The 17,091-nt window shown below is 41.9% G+C and carries 18 protein-coding genes, 1 tRNA gene and 1 pseudogene; 4 read left to right on the top strand and 16 right to left on the bottom strand.

The features are described 5' to 3' along the window. On the top strand, positions 1-1,166 hold a 1,166-nt coding region (locus PI95_RS13360; protein WP_163518862.1), incomplete at its 5' end, for a catalase family protein. A 175-nt stretch (positions 1,167-1,341) separates the two neighbouring features. Then, the gene (locus PI95_RS13355) at positions 1,342-2,979 is read left to right on the top strand and encodes a peroxidase family protein (RefSeq protein ID WP_039737147.1); all 1,638 of its coding nucleotides are present in this window, start codon (positions 1,342-1,344) and stop codon (positions 2,977-2,979) included. Positions 2,980-3,074: 95 nt separating this feature from the next. Here the strand turns inward: PI95_RS13355 and PI95_RS13350 are convergent. From PI95_RS13350 to PI95_RS13315, 8 genes are all read right to left on the bottom strand, one after another. Then, positions 3,075-3,147: transfer RNA gene (locus PI95_RS13350), tRNA-Arg, on the bottom strand. Positions 3,148-3,211: 64 nt separating this feature from the next. Next, the gene (locus PI95_RS13345) at positions 3,212-4,384 is read right to left on the bottom strand and encodes a murein hydrolase activator EnvC family protein (protein WP_039737146.1); all 1,173 of its coding nucleotides are present in this window, start codon (positions 4,382-4,384) and stop codon (positions 3,212-3,214) included. Positions 4,385-4,574: 190 nt separating this feature from the next. Beyond that, positions 4,575-5,885 carry an FADH(2)-oxidizing methylenetetrahydrofolate--tRNA-(uracil(54)-C(5))-methyltransferase TrmFO gene (gene trmFO, locus PI95_RS13340; protein WP_039737141.1) on the bottom strand — a complete coding sequence of 437 codons (1,311 nt, stop codon included), beginning with the start codon at positions 5,883-5,885 and terminating at the stop codon, positions 4,575-4,577. A gap of 99 nt (positions 5,886-5,984) precedes the next feature. Next, positions 5,985-6,128: a hypothetical protein gene (locus PI95_RS36795; RefSeq protein WP_336507212.1), complete on the bottom strand. Its 144-nt coding sequence runs from the start codon at positions 6,126-6,128 to the stop codon at positions 5,985-5,987. Between the two features lie 34 nt (positions 6,129-6,162). Continuing rightward, positions 6,163-6,285: a type II toxin-antitoxin system PemK/MazF family toxin gene (locus PI95_RS36790; RefSeq protein WP_163518861.1), complete on the bottom strand. Its 123-nt coding sequence runs from the start codon at positions 6,283-6,285 to the stop codon at positions 6,163-6,165. After that, entirely contained in the window at positions 6,267-6,533 is a 267-nt protein-coding gene (locus PI95_RS13325; RefSeq protein WP_039737140.1) for a ribbon-helix-helix domain-containing protein, read from the bottom strand. Before PI95_RS13325 ends, PI95_RS36790 begins: the two co-directional genes overlap by 19 nt. A gap of 60 nt (positions 6,534-6,593) precedes the next feature. Beyond that, the gene (locus tag PI95_RS13320) at positions 6,594-7,349 is read right to left on the bottom strand and encodes a glutathione S-transferase (protein WP_039737139.1); all 756 of its coding nucleotides are present in this window, start codon (positions 7,347-7,349) and stop codon (positions 6,594-6,596) included. 150 nt (positions 7,350-7,499) lie between these two features. Further along, positions 7,500-8,093 carry a TetR family transcriptional regulator C-terminal domain-containing protein gene (locus PI95_RS13315; RefSeq protein WP_039737138.1) on the bottom strand — a complete coding sequence of 198 codons (594 nt, stop codon included), beginning with the start codon at positions 8,091-8,093 and terminating at the stop codon, positions 7,500-7,502. 128 nt (positions 8,094-8,221) lie between these two features. Between PI95_RS13315 and PI95_RS13310 the strand changes: the two genes are divergently transcribed. Further along, the gene (locus PI95_RS13310; RefSeq protein ID WP_201280434.1) at positions 8,222-9,373 is read left to right on the top strand and encodes a homocysteine S-methyltransferase family protein; all 1,152 of its coding nucleotides are present in this window, start codon (positions 8,222-8,224) and stop codon (positions 9,371-9,373) included. Between the two features lie 61 nt (positions 9,374-9,434). Here PI95_RS13310 and PI95_RS13305 read toward each other — a convergent pair. From PI95_RS13305 to PI95_RS13275, 8 genes and pseudogenes are all read right to left on the bottom strand, one after another. Beyond that, a pseudogene (locus PI95_RS13305) lies at positions 9,435-9,738 on the bottom strand (sodium-dependent bicarbonate transport family permease); the annotation flags it as partial. Positions 9,739-9,908: 170 nt separating this feature from the next. Further along, the gene (locus PI95_RS13300; RefSeq protein ID WP_039737134.1) at positions 9,909-10,643 is read right to left on the bottom strand and encodes a glutathione peroxidase; all 735 of its coding nucleotides are present in this window, start codon (positions 10,641-10,643) and stop codon (positions 9,909-9,911) included. A 120-nt stretch (positions 10,644-10,763) separates the two neighbouring features. Next, complete coding sequence (locus tag PI95_RS13295) at positions 10,764-11,696, bottom strand: alpha/beta fold hydrolase (RefSeq protein WP_039737132.1); 933 nt, start codon at positions 11,694-11,696, stop codon at positions 10,764-10,766. Positions 11,697-11,719: 23 nt separating this feature from the next. After that, positions 11,720-12,544, bottom strand: a complete 825-nt coding sequence (locus PI95_RS13290; RefSeq protein WP_039738178.1) for an SDR family oxidoreductase — start codon at positions 12,542-12,544, stop codon at positions 11,720-11,722. 143 nt (positions 12,545-12,687) lie between these two features. After that, a complete protein-coding gene (locus PI95_RS13285; protein ID WP_039737130.1) occupies positions 12,688-13,173 on the bottom strand; it encodes a glutathione peroxidase in 486 nt (161 codons plus the stop codon). 273 nt (positions 13,174-13,446) lie between these two features. After that, positions 13,447-13,581, bottom strand: a complete 135-nt coding sequence (locus tag PI95_RS36785) for a hypothetical protein (RefSeq protein ID WP_268896768.1) — start codon at positions 13,579-13,581, stop codon at positions 13,447-13,449. 298 nt (positions 13,582-13,879) lie between these two features. Further along, positions 13,880-14,527, bottom strand: coding sequence for a pentapeptide repeat-containing protein (locus tag PI95_RS13280; protein ID WP_039737128.1), 648 nt, complete (start codon positions 14,525-14,527; stop codon positions 13,880-13,882). Between the two features lie 510 nt (positions 14,528-15,037). Beyond that, entirely contained in the window at positions 15,038-15,580 is a 543-nt protein-coding gene (locus tag PI95_RS13275) for a hypothetical protein (RefSeq protein ID WP_039737126.1), read from the bottom strand. Positions 15,581-16,198: 618 nt separating this feature from the next. Between PI95_RS13275 and aroF the strand changes: the two genes are divergently transcribed. Then, positions 16,199-17,068: a 3-deoxy-7-phosphoheptulonate synthase gene (gene aroF, locus PI95_RS13270; RefSeq protein ID WP_039737124.1), complete on the top strand. Its 870-nt coding sequence runs from the start codon at positions 16,199-16,201 to the stop codon at positions 17,066-17,068. Positions 17,069-17,091 lie beyond the last annotated feature (23 nt).

The raw sequence follows: 17,091 nt of genomic DNA, 5'->3' as shown, positions 1-17,091 counted from the left end.
ACGAAGCCAAATATTGCGATCGCATGAGTGAGCTAGTCAAAAAGAACATGGACAATCTTTACGGAGGTGAGAAGAAAAAAACTGCAAAGAGAGATACTCACTCAAAAACCCACGCTGCTGTTCAAGGAACTTTAGAAATCTTTGACTTTGATGAAGCTGCAATTAAGCAGGAATTGAGCAAACGCGCCTCATTAACTTCAGATCAACTTTCTGCCATTTCCCTAAAACAAGGTTTATTTGCCAAACCGAAACAATATCCGGTCTGGCTACGATTTGCTAGTGGTGCGTTTTCAGTAGAGAATGATTATAAAGGAGATACGCGCTCGATGGCTATAAAAGTGATGGGGGTAGAAGGAGAACGACTACCGCAAAGTCACGAGTTAAAAACCCAAGATATTATTGTCCACAATACCGAATTCTTTTTTATTAGAACCATCAAAGACTTCTACGGCTTTTTTTTGCAGGTTTATCGAGCAAAGCTGTCTCCGTTTCTTATACCGTTCATACTTTTATGGAAAAAGTTGCATCCCTACGAAATCTCACTTCTAGAAACCAGTTTTAAACGGTTTCCCAAGACTTTGCTTATAGAACGCTATTGGAGTGCTTCAGCTTATTCTTTGGGACTCAAACCTGATTTTGACCCATCCCAACCAGGTCGAGTTCCTGTGGAATATCCAGTTGTGATTAAATATGGATTTACTCCGGTTTCCAGTCAACCACCTCATCAACAACTTCCTTTAGAGTCCAGACCAGAAAGTGAGCTTCAACGTGCCAAAGAGGAAGGGAAAGAGGACAATTACTACCGAGAAGATATCATTCAAGCTTTAGCAAAGCCTGATGCTGAATACTATTGGGACTTTCAAATCCAATTTCAAACTAGCCCAGAGATGTCGATTGATGATACCACCATTCCTTGGAATGAAGAGGAATCACCTTTCTTTACAGTTGGTCGTCTGATAGTTAAGCATCAGAAGGTTGATTCTCCGCTAGAAAATGACTTTGGGGAAAATCTCAGTTTTTCTCCTGCGAATGGTCTAGCTGTGCATCGTCCTATCGGTGCCATCAATCGGTTACGCAGCATTGTTTATCCTATCGTTGCTGATGACCGTCATCAAAAACGAGGAGTTAAATATCAGGAACCAACTGTCCGATCTCTTCACAGTTAATTTAGAGAAAGCAGTTCAAGAAACGATTTTTTTTGTACACTTTGTCTGGTGAATGCACATAATTCAGTAGCCTTAGTACAAAAAGTATTCCATTGCTTGAATGACTTGGGCAATTGAAGCAGAGAAATTTAGCTTGCGTTAAACACAAAATTTGAAAAAGAAAGGTAAAAAAATAATGGTTGCCAAAAGAGACACATCTAAAGACGGATTTGATAACAAACTTCAGACATTCGTTTTAACGAACTTTAAAGGGATTTGGGAACTTGTCCAAAGTAATGAATTTCTGAAACGCAAAGTTAACAAAACTCTGATCAATAGTCTCATCTACAAAATTCCTACTCGTCCTAATCCCTACAGTATGATGACTCTGGATGAGAATATTCCTGATACTAAAATTCGTAAGAAAACTGATACTTATACTTCCTGGGAATCACTTAACGATCGCACTTATATTGGACGACATCTACCACCCGATCCAAAGTTAAACTCTGAGGGCAATCTACCAAAAGTTGAAGACCTGGCGGTTTTATTTCGTAAAAGAGATGGTAAAACGATTTATTCTCCTAAATCAACTATGCTGTTTCCCTATTGGGTGCAGTGGTTTACCGATAGTTTTCTCCGCATCGATCATACTCAGGAGAAGAAATTAAAAAATACTTCCAACCATGAAATTGATTTGTGTAATGTTTATGGTTTAACCAGAAAACGAACACATCTTTTAAGAACCTTTCAAGGAGGTAAATTCAAAACTCAGAAACTCAAGCGCCAAGATGGTGTAGAAGAAGAATATCCCTTGTTTTATTATGCCGACCCAGCGCAGGGTATAGTTGACCCTCAATTTGACGGTCTTTATGAACCCATCAATGATGAAAAAAGACTGCCCGTAGATAAAAAACAATATCTGTTTGCGATGGGAGTAGAACGAGCAAATGTGCAAATTGGCTATGTCATGCTCAATACTCTATGTATCCGTGAACATAATCGTCTTTGTGATGAATTAGCAAGCAATTATCCAGATTGGGATGATGAACGGCTCTTCCAAACATCAAGAAATATTCTCATGGCGATTATTCTCAAAATCATCATGGAAGAGTACATTAACCACATAACTCCCTATCACTTTAAGCTGTTTGCCGATCCAGAAGCTTTTGTAAAGGAAAGTTGGTATCGTCCCAATTGGATGACAATTGAGTTTGATTTTGTTTATCGCTGGCATAGTGCAATCCCGGAAACATTTACCTATGACGGCAAACCAACTCATATTGCTGCATCTTTGTGGAACAATAAGATGTTCATTGATAAAGGTTTGGGAGCATTGATGGAGGAAACTTGTTCCCAACCAGGTACCAGAATTGGTTTATTCAACACCCCTGATATATTGGTTGAGTTAACTGAGTTACCTTCAATCAGACTTGGACGACAGCTGCAATTGGCAAGCTACAACGATTATCGGGAAATGTGTGGTTTCCCCAGAGTGACGAAGTTTGAGCAAATTACCAGCGATGAATTTGCTCAAGAGAAACTCAAAGAATTATATGGTCATGTTGATAATATTGAGTTTTATGTGGGAATCTACGCCGAGGAGGTGCGGAAAAATTCAACTATCCCTCCCCTAGTAGCACGCGTAATTGGAATTGATGCCTTTTCTGAGGCGCTAAATAATCCTTTATTATCACCCAGTATCTTCAATAAAGACACTTTTTCTCCTGTGGGTTTGGAAATAATTGAAAATACCAAGACAGTCTCAGATTTAGTTAATCGCAACGTTCCTCAATCGGGCAAGAAGTACAAAGTTACTTTTGACCTTCACTAAACATTCGGCTTTTAGGGCGATCGCCGTTGGCGCAGTCTCTTATAGAAAAGAGAAGGCGTTGACGGAGCGCATCGCTCTAATTGTTGTAAAAATAACGAGCGCGGAGGGATTTGAACCCCCGACCCACAGAACCGGAATCTGTTGCTCTATCCACTGAGCCACGCGCCCTTTATATCTAGCATAACATATCTTTTGGTGCAGAAACCGGGTTTCTCTAAGAAACCCGGTTTCTCTAAGAAAGAAAATTCGCGGGATCTACGGGTGTACCGTCTCTGCGGACTTCAAAGTGGAGGTGAGGACCAGTAGATAAACCGGTGGAACCAACAGCAGCGATCGCTTGTCCGCGCTGCACTATTTGCCCTTCGGAAACAAACAACTGACTCGTATGACCGTACAATGTAGTAATGCCTTTGCCGTGGTCGATAATGAGTGCGTTGCCATAACCACCATACCACCCAGCCATAATCACCGTTCCGGAATTTGCGGCGCGAATTGTACTGCCATAGCTAGCGGCAAAGTCTAAACCTGCATGAAAGCGGCGATATCCTAAAACAGGATGCATTCGCCAACCAAAAGGACTGCTAGTAGAAGCATCACTGGGATACGCCATTATACCAGTTCCCCGAAGAATGATGCTGTTGCGGCTGTTAGTTTTATTTTGCGCTTCGGCTACCTTTTGTTGAATTAAAACACTTAAAGCTTCAGAATCTTTATCAAGTTGATTTTGCGCTGCTTCCAAAGCTAGGCGATCGCTATTTAAGCGTAAAATCAAATCTGACTGTAACTCTGCTTGTCCTTGATAATCGGCTTTTTGCGCTAACAACTGCTGATGAATCAAAGCAATTTCATTTTTTTGCTCTTCTACATCGGTTTTTTGCTTGTTTATCTGGTTTGCTTGTTGAGTGAGTTTTGCTAAAATTTTCTGGTCGGCTTGATAAACTAACTTTAACTGCCGACGACGGTCAAGAAAATCGCTGATATTTTGACTTTGTAGTAAAACTGCCCATCCAACAGATGCTGGAGAACGTTGCAGATAGCGCAATCTCCCAATTGTCGCTGTTTGTCTATCTTGATATGAACGTTCCAAAATACCTAAATCAGCTTGCAATTGTTGAAGACGTTCACTAGCAACTTTTAACCGCAATTCGCTGTCAGTAATGTGACTGTCGGTAGTTTGCAGATTTTTTTCTAAACCAGTGAGACGTTGTTGCGCTGATTGCTGAAGATTTGTTAAGCGATCGCGTTCTTTGACAACATTTTGACGCTGTTGTTTAACTTGTTGCTGCTGTTGTCGCAAAGTGTCAATTGTGTTTGCAGTTCGCGCTGCATATACTGGCATTAACGCCAAGAATACAGACAAAATGCCGCAAAATACCAGATTTTTTGGAAGCGATCGCACTTTCATGTTGTTTTTGATAATCACAAACACCATGAAGAGTATTCCCAAAATCCGACTCACCTTATCAATGGAGGGGGAAAGGGACAAGGGAGACAAGGGAGACAAGGGAGACAAGGAAGAATTTATCCGATTCCCATTACCCATTACCCATTACCCATTACCCATTACCCATTACCCATTACCAATTCCCAATGCCCTATAACTGATGAACTTTCCATGCAGCAAGGTCAGCTAAAGAGCGATCGCGATAACGTCCGTAACGCTCCGGCTTACTCTTGACTTTCTCACCCAATTCTGGTATAATACCAAAATTCGGCGGCATCGGTTGAAAATGCTTTGGCGAAGCGGAACTTATAAACTCAAACAGCGCCCCCATCATTGTTGTATTCGGTAGCGTCAAGGCTTCTTTACCCAAAGCTAACCGCGCTGCATTCGTTCCCGCCAGCCAACCACCGGCAGATGCTGCGGTATAGCCTTCAGTACCAATCAACTGCCCAGCTGCAAGTAATGTTGGACGCTGTTTAAATTGCAAACTTGCAGACATCAGCTGTGGGGCATTAATAAAGGTGTTGCGGTGCATCACACCCAAACGCACAAACTCGGCATTTTCCAAACCGGGAATTAGCTGAAATACGCGCTTTTGTTCGCCCCAACGCAGATTAGTTTGAAATCCTACCATATTCCAAAGTTGACCGGCTTTATCTTCTTGCCGCAACTGCACCACCGCGTAAGGACGTTCCCCAGTGCGACTATCTGACAATCCTACAGGCTTCACCGGACCATAACGCATGGTATCTTCTCCGCGTCGTGCCTGTTCTTCAATGGGCAAACAAGCTTCAAAAAACTTCGCTGTTTCCCGTTCAAAATCTTTTAATTCGGTTTGTTCAGCTTTACGGAGTTCTTCCCAAAACCGCAAATACTGCTCTTTATTCATCGGGCAATTCAAGTAAGCAGCTTCCCCTTTGTCGTAGCGCGATGCCATAAAAGCAATATCGCGATTAATCGATTCTCCCACAACGATGGGGCTAGCGGCATCAAAAAAGCTGAGATATTCCATTCCACTGAAGCGTCGCAAATCTTCTGCTAAGTCGGGACTGGTTAATGGACCGGTTGCTAAGACGACAATTCCCTCAGGAATCGCGGGTACTTCACCGCGACGAAATTCTATTAAAGGATGTTTCGCTAAAGTTTCGGTTAAATCTTGGCTAAATTGCCCTCTATCTACAGCTAGCGCACCACCAGCGGGAACGGCGTGTTCATCAGCTTTGGAAATGACTATAGAATTGAGTTGACGCAATTCTTCATGCAAAAGACCGGCAGCGCGATCGCTTGCCATTGCCCCAAAGGAATTACTACACACCAACTCTGCTAAATGTTCTGTATGATGTGCCGGACTAAAGCGTTTTGGTCGCATTTCCCAAAAAATCACCGGGACTCCCGCAGACGCTATTTGCCACGCTGCTTCTGTTCCCGCTAATCCACCTCCAATCACTTGTATCGGCTCCATAGTTAAATCCTAAAAATTTCGTCTATTAATTAAAGCTCAACCAAACCCAAACTAATTTGAATAGCTTGATTAACTTGCTTCATTGTCGATTCTTCTAGTTTACCTAGTCGTTTGATTAGTCGGGGGAGTGTCAATTGAGCGGATATGGTTGAGCAACGCGACCGAGTTGATAGTCAGTCCCCCTTCCGGAACTTTAATTAATACTTCTGTGGGATAAAGAGGTTCATCAAATTTAGACGTAATGGCAGCAACAATTGTAATTGGGCTGTACTCATTGCTAACATCCGGATTGCAACACTAATGCCGGACGAGTTTTTTGAATTTCAGCACCAACTGTTGGGTCGAAACTGACTAGATAAACTTCTCCTCGTTGAGGAATGGCTAGCTTTCGTGCTGCCATACTTCTTCCTCAATTACAAACCAGTATAAAGCTAAATTGCGTTCACGGAGTGACTCTGTAAGAGTATCGCGTTCAGCCCTGCGAATAGATCCTTCTTGCAATTGTTCTCGCAGCTTTTGTTTTTGAATTTGGTTAATGTAATGTTGAATTGCTTCATCGATGAAACGACTGCGTTCGCCTTTAGGAGCATACTCATCAAGTTGTTTCAAGGTTTCACTCGGTAGTGTCACATTGATGCGGTGATACATATATTAAGCACCCACACTGTTGATGTGTATCTATAGTGTATCACCATCTTAGCAATAAAATTAACTGTTTCTATCGCGATACAAACGCAACACATAAGCACCCGCTGGAGTTTCTCTAAAGGCACTAATTTTTGATGCAAACGAATCGGGCAACTCTTGTAAAGGACGCGGCTTTATTGGGTGTTCTGGTGGCGATATAACGGGTGCAGCAAGCGCGGCAAAAGTAATATCTGCGGCTGAAAATTTCTCTCCAACTAAATAACTACGTCCATCTGCTAACAACTCATTTACTTTCTCAAAAACGCTGTTAATTTGTTCATAAGCCTGTGTAGCAGACTCAGAATTAATATTAAAAGCTTTGCGAACAATCGGACGCATCAAAGGATAAACGACAGGAAATAATGCCTCCTCAAAAGAAGGAACGCCCTGAGTCCATCTTTTTTTGATAAACTGGGAATCATTTATCGTATAAAAGTAACCCCAACGACGTGTAGCTGGTCCTAGTTGCTCATCAAATAAATCTTCTAGTTCTTCTACTTGTCGGCGCAATTGAAAGTCACTAGGATAAAGTTTAGCGTTGTCAGGAACAAGTTTATCTAGATATTGTAAAATATCAGTCGAATCGGTAAAAACGCCGTCTCCCGTTACCAAAACCGGAGTAGATTTTCCGCCAACACGATTAGTTGCAAGTCGATAAAATGGCGGCATGTGCGCTTCTTCGACGTAAGTAAGTTTTAGTTTTGTCAATGCCCAACGTGCTTTTTCGCAATAATGACTCACGGGAATTGTAATTAGACGAAAAGGTTTTTGTTGCATTTTATTTTGGGGTTTAGGCTTTCAGGACAATCGGTCTGTACAAAATCAAAATATTAGATATTCAATTTATAATTCCTGGTAGAGACGTTCCGGACCGAACGTCTCTACAAATATTGAACAAAATTTAGGTAGAATAAAATCGCAGGTTATTTATATCTGTAAGTAGGTTTCAATGTAATTATTTAAATGCTTGATGACTCTTTCCATGTGAATCGAATCTTGGTATAACTTACTCATCATTACAGCTCCTTCAAGTGTGGAAATAATGATAGTTGCAACTTCATCAGCATCAACTTCTGAGCGAATTTCGCCTTTTTCAATACCTTTTTGGATAATTAGGCAAATCATATCCCGCCAAGAATTCATCGCTTGTTGAGTGCGATCGCGCAACTGAGGATGAGTATCATCACTCTCAATTGCCGTATTCAGCAGCGGACATCCTCCTTTGATGATAGGATTATCTACAAAGCTGCGAAATACGTCAATAATTGCTTGCAAACGTTCGATTGCATGGCGTTTGCTTCGCAATGCAACTCGATAATGCTGTTTGATTTGAGCGATCGCATAATCAAAAGCCAATAACGCTAGCTCATCTTTGCTTTTGAAGTGGTTGTAAATTCCCCCTTTCTGCAATCCTGTCACACGCATAATGTCAGAAATCGACGAACCAGCATACCCCTGTTGATTAAACAGTTCCGCTGCTTGATGCAAAATTTTTTCTTTGGTTTCTTCGCCTTTAGACATGAAATATATCCGACCGATTGGTCTTTTATATTTTACCAAGATGAAAGGTTTAAGTCAAGGGTTGCGATCTCAAGCATCTAAAAAAAACTTCCCATTTATATCTCAGGCATTGCATAAGTTGATTTTGCTTGCATTTAATTAAAGAAGGAAATATTGCAAATAAGTCTGACTTACATACAGCAGATTTTTGTCAATGCGTAAGTCCTAGATGCGACATCCACAATGGCGATCGTCAACCATATCAACCAACAGGAGGACTAAAAATGGCACGATACAGAAACAATTTGCCGCAATTATCGAGTGATTTGTTTCTTACTGATGGTGGGATTGAAACCACGCTGATCTTTCGTGAAGGACTGGAGTTACCTGAGTTCGCGGCGTTTGATTTATTAAAGTATGACGCAGGGTATAAAGCTCTTGAGAAGTACTTCCGCACCTATGCCACCCTTGCCAGAGATTATGAAGTCGGACTTGTTCTAGAGAGTGCAACGTGGCGTGCAAATCCAGATTGGGGCACAAAACTTGGTTATGACCGTGAAGCCTTAGCTCATATGAACCGTAGGGCGATCGCACTACTCCATGACATTCGGAATAAATACGAGACTGAGAAAACCAGGATGGTAATTAGTGGATGCCTTGGACCTCGTGGTGATGGGTATAATCCTGCTGACTTGATGACTGAGGATGAGGCACAGCAATATCACCGACAGCAAATTGAAATATTCCATGATGCGGATGCAGATTTGGTAACCGCAATCACCATAAATTATGTCGAAGAAGCTATTGGTATTGTCCGTGCAGCCAAATCAGCCGGGATGCCTGTGGCGATCTCCTTTACGGTTGAAACGGATGGCAGATTGCCAACAAAGCAAACTCTCTCAGGGGCGATCGCCCAAGTCGATGTCGCCACAGATTATGCACCTGCCTATTATATGATTAATTGTGCCCATCCAACTCACTTCGCAAGTGTGCTAAAGGTTGGCGAACCGTGGTTAGACAGAATTCGCGGCATCCGAGCCAATGCTTCTACTAAGAGTCATGCAGAACTGAATGAGGCGGCACAATTAGATGACGGCAACCCAGAAGAGCTCGGCAATCAATACCGCGAGTTGAGAGATAAATTGAAGAATTTAAACGTGTTGGGGGGCTGCTGTGGAACCGATCATCGTCATGTGGAAGCAATCTGCAAAGCTTATATGCCTCTGTTGTGGACACATCTCTCAAACGGCGAACAATTACAGATTCACAAATCACCCATTGCCCACAAAACCTTAGCTTGAAAGTTTTTGTCGTCAACTCAAGTCTCAACCTGAGACTGATGCACGGGCGAAATCACAGGCAAGCGATCGCTCCGGCATTATAAGCGTCAAGTTTTACCCTTAAGATAAAAAATGTATAAACACAGAACAACACACGCCATTAATATTGCTGCCAAAAGCGTCAGAATTACTTCTTGATTGATACCACTTTTGACTAATTCCACACCGGACTTAAACTTGATCGCAAATAAAAGATACAGTGAAAACAGCTTCGGCAAAGGTGGGGGAATTTCTAGAGCCGACTTGAGCAAAACTGCCAACATCCCCAAAAAGAAAGCTAAAACAGGTGGATTCAAGATGTTAGACACAATCAGACTTACATCCATTTCCACCAATCCTCACTCACGTAATTAATATTCCTTCAGAAATTGTTACATGAGGAGTGACAACTAGCATAGATTTTAAACAACTGGTTTGGGAGATCCCCAACAACTTTTACGAAGTCGGGGATCTGACAACCCGCATACTTTGATTGCCAGACTACTAGAATTGTTGCTTATTTTACTGTTAAATAAGCTTCTAACGCCTCAGAACCGCCAATTAACTTACCATCAATAAATACTTGGGGAACTGTTGTCGCACCTGTAACCGCTTTTAGAGAGCGTGTAGAAGCATCTTTACCTAAAACGATTTCTTCGTAATCAATATCATTGTGCTTCAGCATATCCTTCGCACGAGCGCAGAAAGGACAACCCACTTTTGTAAACAAAGAAACAGCTTTGGGCTTTGCAGCTTCGGGGTTGATGTAATTGAGCATTGTCTCTGCATCCGACACTTTAAACGGATCTCCAGGTTCGTCTGGCTCAATAAACATTTTTTCAACTACGCCATTCTTCACTAGCATAGAATAGCGCCACGATCGCTTACCAAAACCTAAATCTGCTTTATCTACTAGCATTCCCATGCCTTCAGTGAATTCACCGTTGCCATCGGGAATTAATATTACATTATCTGACTCTTGGTCTTTTGCCCATTCGTTCATCACAAAGGTGTCATTTACGGAAATACAAATGATGCTATCTACACCATTTTCCTTAAAGGCTTTTGCCATTTGGTTGTAACCAGGCAAATGCGTAGATGAACAAGTCGGTGTAAAAGCACCTGGTAACGAAAAGACAACCACTGTCTTATTAGCAAACAACTCATCGGTGGTAACATTCACCCACTCGTTGTTCACACGAGTCCGGAAAGTAACTTGTGGTACTTTTTGTCCTTCTTTATTAGACAACATGAATTTGGTTCCTTGAATAATAGTTCACATTAAGCGTACTCATAATGATTATGACATGTCAAGTGTGCTAAAAACCCAGTTTTGCAAAAAAACTAGGTTAAAAAGCGAAATTCCATGAAATTAAGATATTTTCACGCTTTGAGAAACTTCATCGATAAATGGGGCGATCGCCTGAGCAAATTCAGCGGTAGACTCATATGGTGGGACATTTCGTCCAGTGATTTTGATTCCCTGACCTTGAGGTAAACTAGCGAGATAGTCAGCCAAGCGTTCTTGTGGTGATTCATTTTTACCTGCTTGGCTGATGCTGGAAGCAGTTTCGCCGACAACTACCAAAGTTGGTTGTTTGATCGAGGCGATCGCGTTACTATAATCTTGTCGCCAAAATCCAGCTAAAAAAGAAAACACCGCATAACGAGTTTGGATATTTTCTGCACCTGCAATTAAAGTATTTAACCATTCTTCATCGACAGCATCGCCGTTAGCAAAAAGTTGGCGAATTGAAAAAGAACGTAAAAATTCTTGACGTCGCGCATATCGATAAAATAGATTACCAAAAGGCGAATCTAACAAATTCCAAGTTAATTTTTGCTGCCATTTGGGTGATTGTTTCGTAATTACAGCCCAAGCTGGAGGACCAGAAAGCACAAGTCCAGCAATTAAATTTACTTCTCTTTTAACCAATTCTATAGCAACAGGAAACAAAGCACCTTGCACCACTAAAATTACAGGTTTTTGCACCACTGTTTGTAAAAAGTGTTGCAACTGCTTTGCCCAATCACTAGGAGTGTAAGCCACATGAGGCATATCGCTTTCACCGCATCCTAGTAAATCAGGATTGTAAATTAAATTGCGATGACCTGCATTATACCATTCGCGGCAAAATCGCTGCCAAAACTGCCGCGATAACCCAACACCGATAGGATGAATTAAAAGTAGGGGAATACCTTCTGGTGTCGCATTAATTGGCTGATGAACTTCGTAAGCGCAACGGTAATTATCCCAAGTGTAAAACTGGGTGGAAGATGCTGTTGTTGAAGATAATTGTTGCATACCCAGCCTTAATTTAATATCTACTAAAAAATCATTTGTGGATGAATCAATTGATATCCGGCATCTTTTATCTTTTGATTCGACACTTTCGCATTATACGGACGATTACTTGTTTGGGAAGAATCCCATTGAACTGAAGGTAAATTGTGTTTGGCAAACAAAGTGTCAAGCAATTCTCGACTTTTAAGATGTGCGTCATCAACTAAGTTATAAATACCTTGTAAGTTGTGTTGACGGACAAACTCAATCGCACCAACAATATCATCAAGGTGAATCCAATTAGTTACATCCTCACCATCGCCGGGACGGGTTGTACCAGCAGCTCGACCAAATATTTTTACCAATTCCCTATCTGATCCATAAATTCCCCCCAATCGTAAAATACAAACCCGGAGATTTTCGCTTTCTGCTGATAGCAGCACATCCTCAGTTCCCTTGAGAATTTCTCCATTGGAATTGGCAGGTGTAACAGGTGTTTCTTCCGAAACCCAAGCACCGTTTCTGTCACCGTAAACTGCATAACTTCCTGTATATATCAAGTGTCTTACACTAGGAATCTGCCGCAAGACGGAAACTAAATTTGTAGCGGTGTGGAGATAAGTTTCTTCGTAGACATTGGCACTTTTTGCACCAATACTCAGCAGTACAACATCTTGATTTTGCAATACCGATTGTAGAGCTTCTGAGTCATTTCCTGAGACTACTACAACCTTTTGGGCTACTGATTGAAGTGCTGGAACACGCGACTGAGTGGTTGTAGTGGCAGTGACAATAAAAGATGAATTTTGTTGCCAATATCGAGCGATCGCATAACCTACATAACCACAACCAATGATTGCAATATTCATCATACTTTAGGTAGAAATTATCGAATTTGTTAATTGTTAGTTGTTAGGTGGAGCATTGTCAGTTGTGAGTTGGAGCGTTGTAAAAAAGTACTCCTACCCATTACCCACTACCCATTACCCACTACCCATTACCCACTACCCAATTATTTTGCTAATTCTCCTTCTAGAGTGGCAATTAAATCTGGTGAATATGGCTTTACACTACTTTTAAATCGAGCTACTACCTCACCAAGCTTGTTGACTAAAAATTTTTCAAAGTTCCAAGAAATCGGTCCGGTTGGCTCCACAGCATTAGTGAGTCGTGCATAAAGTGGGTGCTGCTGCGAACCTTTAGCATGAACTTTATCAAATAACTCAAAAGTAACGCCATAGTTGTTTGTGCAGAATTGGACAATTTCTTGATTGCTTCCTGGTTCCTGCTCACCAAAATCATTACAGGGGAACGCGAGGATACGTAACCCTGCATCTCGATACATTTGGTTTAACTTTTCTAATCCTTCGTATTGGGGGGTATAACCACACATAGAAGCGACATTGACAATTAGGAGTACCTTACCAGCGTACTCCTTTAGTCGCTTTTCCTCACCGTTGATGGTTTTGACTGTAATATCAGAAATTGTGCTGCTCATGTTAAATTTGATTTTTAGGTAATATTGCCAAGTTTCTCATATTGCAGGTCATGAATGACAATACAACTTACATCAGAGAATAAAAATAATCGCTTTTTATGCCCTAAGGCATATTGGTTTAATTTGCAAAATTGCGCGATGTAAACCTCTGGATATACAAGCGTAGATATGGCAAAACTAGAAACTGTGACTAATAGCTAGTAGGGAATTTCCGCTTTTGGTCGCGCTTATAGATTGGTGCGGGAATTGGCGTATGCGATCGCTTTTGTTGTACTATGTGCCAATATCAGATTTGCTATGCTTAAAAATAGCGCCGTGTTTTTCTACTATAATTTGGGAACTAATCGATAAGCCTAAACCTGTACCAATTATGGTAGGTTTGGTGATGAAAAAAGTTTCAAAATTCATGCGGACATAATTTATAATTCGCGCCCGCATGAATTTTGAAGGATACCGCCTTACCAACAATTCCCAGTTGACAAAATTAAACTTACCACACAAAAGTATTTCAGCTTTATGACTTACATAAACCCGTTACAATGAAGTGTTAATAGTTAATTAATCAGTAGATTCAAAGAAAGTTTCATAGATCGAATTTCAACGAGAGAATACAAGTTGTTATTGCTATTTGTTGGATAAATGTAACTTCGTAACAAGTTAAAATACGTAATAGATGAAAGCCTAAATGTCACAAACGTGACGTTAATTAGGCATGAATTGTGCCATCAGGCATAATTGCGCCAGACAAATTAGCACCAATTAGTTTTACAAGCAGGCGATCGCCAGAGCGAATTCTTGCTCCTGTAAAGTCGGCTCCCCGCAAATCTGCTCCACTGAGATCCGCTCCAATCAAGTTCGCATTCCGCAAATTAGCTTCTCGAAGATCGGCTAAAAGTAAATTTGCCCGAAACAAATTTGCTTCCGACAAATCGGCGCCTCTAAGATTAACTTTGTGCATAAAAGTATCGCTGAGATTAGCACCATTCAAGTTAGAGTAACTCAGGTTTCTGCCAGATAAATCTTTGTTGCTCAAATTTGCCCGACTGTAGTCTTTGCCACTCAAGTCTGAGCTTTTCTTTGGTGGTTGCTGAGTTGGTGAGTCAGACTTTTTTGGTTGAGAAGGTGATGAAGTTTGTGAAACTTGATACTTTGCCTTAAAAGAGCGCAATTTATCACGAGCTTCATTAATTGCTTTCAGCTTATCTTGTGCTTTTTGTTGCAAGCGGAGATTATCTAAGGGAATGCGATCGGGATGCCACACAAAAACCAAATCTTTGTAAGCTTGGTTTACTTCCTCCAGTGTTGCTCCGGGTTCTAATTCCAAGACTCTATAGTACCGCTCCAGCTCGCTCATAAGACGTTTTGGTGGAAAATCAAGTTAATAGTGAAGTGATGCAACCCTTTATTTGCTTAATTTGAGCGCAAATTTAGGTTTTGTTGGGTAGATAACGGTATATTCCGCCATTTTTTACCGCCATCCGTGAGATTTTTACCAACTTGACCAAAACTAGGGTGTAGGGTGTGGGTGTGGGGTGTGAGGGGAGAAGAAAAAACTTTCTTTTTGTACACCCCGCCCCGGAGCCAATAGGGTACTTGCGTTCCCCCAAAATCTTCGATTTGGTGGTCTATAAGAGAGTGGTGGGTTCAAGCTCCCACCAATTACCCTACACCCCACACCCCACACCCTATCCCGTTCTTGTTGACGCTTCTTGATATCTCACGCTCTTCGGCAGTAGTTTTCTGCCCAACAAAACATACTTGTATGCTACCTGACGCAGTGACATAATTTTCTTTAATGCATAAGAAATAATACTAGCGACTGGTACAAACAGAGGGTTATTTCCCATTTTCTATTCCTTATTTCCTATTCCCCGTTTCTGATAACGCCATTTCCTTGGAAGTTCCGAGCGCTCGTAACCGTCGCTCGCACTTCTCTCCATCGGACGATACCTCTCCAATACGCGCTAAGAGGAATCTGATAAATCTCAATCAACAGCCAAACAATAATTGAGAAATGCACCAAAAAGGTTAAGCAAGTCCAGATAGAAGGCAACCAAGTAATCGGAGCATGTGGATCTAAAGGAAAATTGTAAGCGACTATGCCGATGATAATAGTCGGAAAAAGCACAAAAGCAATGGCTCCTAGGGCATAACCCCAACCCAATTCCACACCTTCCAACTGAGTTTCTGTCCAATTAAAGCCATTCCACCGCCAAGTCAGCGGTGGTTGACGAGAAGGCATTTTCAGTTGCTGTTGTTCTAGATTGACGGTAAAAATCTCATGACAGAAGTCACAAGACATAGCCTCCATTAAATGCATGTCGCGAATTTTACCAACACGACAGACTGGGCAAGGGTAAACTCCTTGGTAATTTAAAGGCACGGCTAATATTTTGGAACTAGGCATAATCAAACTTAAGGTGGGAGTGGGGAGTGGGGAGTGGGGGAGTGGGGAGTGGGGGAGTGGGGGAGTGGGGAGTGGGGAGTGGAGGAGTGGGGAGTGGAGGAGTGGGGGAGTGGGGGAGTCGCAATCATAATTTATAACTTATAACTTATAACTCCTAACTCCTAACTCATAACTTTTAACTCATAACTTTTAACTCCTAACTCCTAATTCATAACTCTTGCTTCTTAACTTCTAACTCTTTTTTGGTCTGGTGGGAGCCTTGACAACGTTTAGGGCGCTGTGTTAATTTCTTTGTTAATGTAGTTTTACATGAAATTTCACAACAAAGCACCGCGCAAATGTTAAGCAGTAATTCCTACTTTTATTTTTGGTTTAGGGTGGTTCACCGGGGGTGAGTCAAGTTTCCCAGTGGAAACAGCCCGGTGAACCGCAGAGCGAACTCTGCGGTTTTTGTTTTTTTAGGAGATTTTCAGCGTGATGACTCATTTCGGTAGCTGGTTTTATGGTTTTTACTTTTGGCGCGGGGCAAGCACCGGGTGAATAGCGTCATGCTGATGTATCGAACGCGCCCGGAACTTAAAAGTTCTGGGCTTTTTTATTGTAAGGAGAATCTAAAGAGTGATTAATGCCAAACTTGCTTCACAATCTCATCTTCACCACCAAACAATCGTCAATGTCTCTGAAAAAGTCGCTTTTGGCGGTAAAGAACTGGTGATTATCGGCGGACCTTGCACGGTGGAAAGCTTAGAGCAGATGGAAACAGTCGCCCAAAAGCTATCTGCTGCGCCCGTACAAGCTTTGCGTGGCGGTGTTTACAAGCCGCGAACGTCACCCTACGCTTTTCAGGGAATGGGAGAAGAAGGACTGGAAATTTTAGCAAGAGTGCGATCGCATTACAATATCCCAGTTGTCACCGAAGTTATGTCAATCTCGCAAATTGAAGCGATCGCCACCCATGCTGATATGCTTCAAGTTGGTAGTCGCAATATGCAAAACTTCGACTTGCTCAAAGCTTTAGGACAAGCCGGTAAGCCAATACTCCTCAAACGTGGTTTAGCCGCGACAATTGAAGAATTCGTCATGGCAGCCGAATATATTTTAAGTCACGGCAACCCGAATGTGGTACTGTGCGAAAGAGGTATTCGCAGCTTTGATGATTACACCCGCAACGTGTTGGATTTAGCGGCTGTTGCGGCTTTGAAGCAAATTACTCATTTACCCGTAATTGTCGATCCTTCCCACGCCGTCGGCAAACGGGAATTAGTAGCACCTGTGGCGAAGGCTGCTGTAGCTTGTGGGGCAGATGGGTTAATTATCGAGTGTCACCCAGAACCGGAAAAATCCGTTTCTGATGCCCGTCAAGCGCTGTCTTTAGAAGACATGGTGGATTTAGTTGATAGCTTAAGACTCGTAGCCGCCGCAGTTGGGCGGATTATACCAGAAGTAGGGGTAGGTTTCAAGCCTGCCCCTATTTTTTGTGCGGTTTGAGTCAAGAGAAACCCGGTTTCTTG

This window comes from Hassallia byssoidea VB512170, from assembly GCF_000817785.2.
Classification (GTDB): Bacteria; Cyanobacteriota; Cyanobacteriia; order Cyanobacteriales; family Nostocaceae; genus Hassallia; species Hassallia carrinoi.
The sequence above is the reverse complement of the archived record's forward strand: the minus strand, read 5'-3'. Positions and strand labels throughout refer to the sequence as shown.

Excerpts from the sequence above, each read along its gene's own strand:
- PI95_RS13355 (WP_039737147.1), top strand. The coding sequence starts at position 1,342 with ATGGTTGCCAAAAGAGACACATCTAAAGACGGATTTGATAACAAACTT.
- PI95_RS13345 (WP_039737146.1), bottom strand. The coding sequence starts at position 4,384 with ATGAAAGTGCGATCGCTTCCAAAAAATCTGGTATTTTGCGGCATTTTG.
- trmFO (WP_039737141.1), bottom strand. The coding sequence starts at position 5,885 with ATGGAGCCGATACAAGTGATTGGAGGTGGATTAGCGGGAACAGAAGCA.
- PI95_RS36790 (WP_163518861.1), bottom strand. The coding sequence starts at position 6,285 with ATGGCAGCACGAAAGCTAGCCATTCCTCAACGAGGAGAAGTTTATCTA.
- PI95_RS13325 (WP_039737140.1), bottom strand. The coding sequence starts at position 6,533 with ATGTATCACCGCATCAATGTGACACTACCGAGTGAAACCTTGAAACAA.
- PI95_RS13320 (WP_039737139.1), bottom strand. The coding sequence starts at position 7,349 with ATGCAACAAAAACCTTTTCGTCTAATTACAATTCCCGTGAGTCATTAT.
- PI95_RS13315 (WP_039737138.1), bottom strand. The coding sequence starts at position 8,093 with ATGTCTAAAGGCGAAGAAACCAAAGAAAAAATTTTGCATCAAGCAGCG.
- PI95_RS13300 (WP_039737134.1), bottom strand. The coding sequence starts at position 10,643 with ATGTTGTCTAATAAAGAAGGACAAAAAGTACCACAAGTTACTTTCCGG.
- PI95_RS13295 (WP_039737132.1), bottom strand. The coding sequence starts at position 11,696 with ATGCAACAATTATCTTCAACAACAGCATCTTCCACCCAGTTTTACACT.
- PI95_RS13290 (WP_039738178.1), bottom strand. The coding sequence starts at position 12,544 with ATGAATATTGCAATCATTGGTTGTGGTTATGTAGGTTATGCGATCGCT.
- PI95_RS13285 (WP_039737130.1), bottom strand. The coding sequence starts at position 13,173 with ATGAGCAGCACAATTTCTGATATTACAGTCAAAACCATCAACGGTGAG.
- PI95_RS36785 (WP_268896768.1), bottom strand. The coding sequence starts at position 13,581 with ATGAATTTTGAAACTTTTTTCATCACCAAACCTACCATAATTGGTACA.
- PI95_RS13280 (WP_039737128.1), bottom strand. The coding sequence starts at position 14,527 with ATGAGCGAGCTGGAGCGGTACTATAGAGTCTTGGAATTAGAACCCGGA.
- PI95_RS13275 (WP_039737126.1), bottom strand. The coding sequence starts at position 15,580 with ATGCCTAGTTCCAAAATATTAGCCGTGCCTTTAAATTACCAAGGAGTT.